Genomic DNA, 2,511 nt, shown 5'->3' on the forward strand with positions numbered 1-2,511 from the left:
ATAACTGATAACTGATAACTGATAACTGATAACTGATAACTGAAATGACACTAGAGATTCCCTTATTACCTTTAGGCTTTCAATTTACTTCTCCGGGCCCAATTATTTTCCAGTTGGGGCCTTTGGCTATCCGTTGGTATGGACTTTTAATTGCAAGTGCAGTATTAATCGGAGTCACCCTTTCCCAATACTTAGCTAAACTTCGTCATGTTAACCCTGACTTGTTGGGCGATCTAGTGGTTTGGTTAGTAATAGCTGCAATTCCTGGAGCGCGTTTATACTATGTTTTGTTTGAGTGGGAAGAGTATCAACAAAATCCTATAGATATGATTGCTATATGGAAAGGAGGAATTGCCATTCATGGAGCAATTATTGGTGGGGCGNACCCTTTCCCAATACTTAGCTAAACTTCGTCATGTTAACCCTGACTTGTTGGGCGATCTAGTGGTTTGGTTAGTAATAGCTGCAATTCCTGGAGCGCGTTTATACTATGTTTTGTTTGAGTGGGAAGAGTATCAACAAAATCCTATAGATATGATTGCTATATGGAAAGGAGGAATTGCCATTCATGGAGCAATTATTGGTGGGGCGATCGCTGCTTTAATTTTTGCCAGACTTAATAAAATCTCTTTCTGGCAGTTGGCAGATTTAGTGGCTCCTTCTTTAATTTTAGGACAAGCCATTGGTAGGTGGGGTAATTTTTTCAATTCTGAAGCTTTTGGTAGTCCCACTGATTTACCTTGGAAGTTGTATATTCCTCCACAAAACCGTCCGCCAGAATTAGTAAATTTTGATTATTTCCATCCCACTTTTTTATATGAGTCTTTATGGAACTTAATGGTATTTGGATTATTAATATTTCTTTTTTTTAGAAGTTTGCGGGGTAAACCTCCACTTAAAGTTGGCACTTTATCTCTAATTTATATGGCTGCTTATAGTAGTGGAAGGATTTGGATTGAAGGATTACGAACTGATAGTTTAATGTTAGGACCATTACGCATTGCCCAATTTGTTAGTTTAACTGGTATTTTGTTGGGGTTAGCAGGTTTAACATGGCTATATTTCTTGAAGCGACCTTTGCCAGATGTTTTCCCCTCAGAAGTTAAAGAAACAAACNAACTGATAGTTTAATGTTAGGACCATTACGCATTGCCCAATTTGTTAGTTTAACTGGTATTTTGTTGGGGTTAGCAGGTTTAACATGGCTATATTTCTTGAAGCGACCTTTGCCAGATGTTTTCCCCTCAGAAGTTAAAGAAACAAACTAAACTATAGCAATCATATTTAAGTTGTAAGATTTTGGTGGTACTTAGGAGTCAGGAGTCAGGAGTCAGGAGTCAGAATTTTTAAGGTTTTGAGCTTCTACTAACTATCATAAAAATTCTCACATCTCATTCGGTGATTGCTATATAGAAGCCATTTGGTATCTATTTAAGAAATTACAAGTCCAATAGCCATCTGGGTTTTACGAGTCTAGCAGTCCTAAGTTCGTAATTTTTCGGTCTCCTAAACCCCTATAGTTGTTAAGATCCCTAAAACGGCTTTCCTGAAAGCTTTGTATTTCAAGAAAAGATACCTTCAGGGGTTCTATAGACTCTGAAAAATGAAAAAAGCTCTAGACTTTATGCCTAGAGCTAAACCAGGGTGCATCTACCATTCTATTTATCTGAAGATAGATACTTATATCCGGAAAAATTTGGTAGTGTGTCAAGGAAGTGTGGGGAGGGTGGGGAGGGTGGGGAGACAAGAGAAAGTAGGAGGAATAATTGTACCTGTATCTTTTTGTGCAACTCTGCCTTTTGTCCTAACTTTTTAGTCGCTCAAGCTTAAAAATTTGCACTTTTTTCACTCCAAAAATCCGCTAAACATTTATTTATCAGTGCTTTTAGATTAGATTTGCCAGCCCTGCTTACTTATCCCAAACTTTGCCGATCCACAACCGAAAAATTTAGAGACCTAACAAATAATTAGGGTGGTGGTGCATAGTAATGATAGACAGAGTGTGGGAAGTGTGGGGAGTGTGGGGAGTGTGGGGTAGGGACGTTGCATGCAACGTCCGTACGGAAGTGTGGGGAGTGTGGGAAGTGTGGGAAGTGTGGGAAGTGTGGGAAGTGTGGGGAAAAATTACAAATATCTTCACCATTACTATGTAGGACTACCATAATTAGTTATTAGTAAAGTCATTGCGACTGGAACGGAGTGGAAGGAAGCAATCTCAGGGTCTTAGGGATTACTTCTCTTGGGTAGCAACGACAACCGTTTCAGCAAAATTGATATAAAGCCCCTAGTACGGGAGCAAGATGCTCCCACTGCCTATTTTTTAATTAATTGAAAATGGAAAATACTAAAAATCTTACACCAGCAGTTTACATTGTCGGAGCAGGTCCGGGAGACCCCGACCTATTGACGGTGAAGGCTGACAAAATCTTAGCTAGAGCAGATGTAATTTTATATGCAGATTCTTTAGTACCTAAGCAAATGTTACGGAATGTGTGTTCTGATGCTGAGGTT

3 protein-coding genes and 1 pseudogene are annotated in these 2,511 nt (G+C 39.1%); all 4 read left to right on the forward strand.

Annotation, left to right across the window (positions count from 1 at the left end):
- Positions 1-44 precede the first annotated feature (44 nt).
- Positions 45-383: prolipoprotein diacylglyceryl transferase family protein (locus AFK68_RS01980; protein WP_210407180.1), on the forward strand; the 339-nt coding region annotated here is incomplete at its 3' end.
- A gap of 1 nt (position 384) precedes the next feature.
- Positions 385-1,116: pseudogene (lgt, locus tag AFK68_RS01985) on the forward strand (prolipoprotein diacylglyceryl transferase); the annotation flags it as partial.
- Between the two features lie 487 nt (positions 1,117-1,603).
- Entirely contained in the window at positions 1,604-1,816 is a 213-nt protein-coding gene (locus AFK68_RS01990; RefSeq protein ID WP_094671219.1) for a hypothetical protein, read from the forward strand.
- A 518-nt stretch (positions 1,817-2,334) separates the two neighbouring features.
- On the forward strand, positions 2,335-2,511 hold a 177-nt coding region (locus AFK68_RS01995; RefSeq protein WP_246843938.1), incomplete at its 3' end, for an SAM-dependent methyltransferase.

Origin of the sequence: Hydrocoleum sp. CS-953 (genome assembly GCF_002260545.1) — a bacterium.
In the GTDB taxonomy this organism is placed as follows: Bacteria; Cyanobacteriota; Cyanobacteriia; order Cyanobacteriales; family Microcoleaceae; genus Trichodesmium.